Source organism: Chromobacterium alticapitis (assembly GCF_002924365.1).
Classification (GTDB): domain Bacteria; phylum Pseudomonadota; class Gammaproteobacteria; order Burkholderiales; family Chromobacteriaceae; genus Chromobacterium; species Chromobacterium alticapitis.
Genome location: NZ_PQWB01000178.1, coordinates 1 through 334 on the forward strand (window position 1 = coordinate 1; position 334 = coordinate 334).

The 334-nt window shown below is 65.3% G+C and carries 1 protein-coding gene; it reads left to right on the top strand.

What is annotated here, in order from left to right; all coding sequences use genetic code 11:
- A partial coding sequence (locus tag C2I19_RS22185) for a hypothetical protein (protein ID WP_158253792.1) occupies nucleotides 1-334 on the top strand: 334 nt, incomplete at both ends.

Below are 334 nucleotides of genomic sequence, written 5' to 3' on the forward strand. Positions count from 1 at the left end.
GGGACGCAAAGTCTACGAAGCGGCGCGGGCCAAGCTGAACCCGGTGCTGGGCAACCGCTTGCCGGACACCGAGCGCGTCTTGTCCCTGTTGGACAAGGCCGAGGACTACAGCGGCAAGGCGGCGAACTATCTGGGCCGCACCGGCGATGCGCTGAAAGCCTACCGCGACACCCAGGGCGGCACAGCCAAACGGCTATTGGCCGCCGGCGTGGCTTTCCTGAAGAACGACGAAGCGGACGCGGCGGCCGGGGACAAGAAGGCTGACGCCAAGGCGGAAGGCAAATCCTCCGGCAAGCGCGACAACGCCAAAGCCAAGAAAAAATCGTCCGCCAAG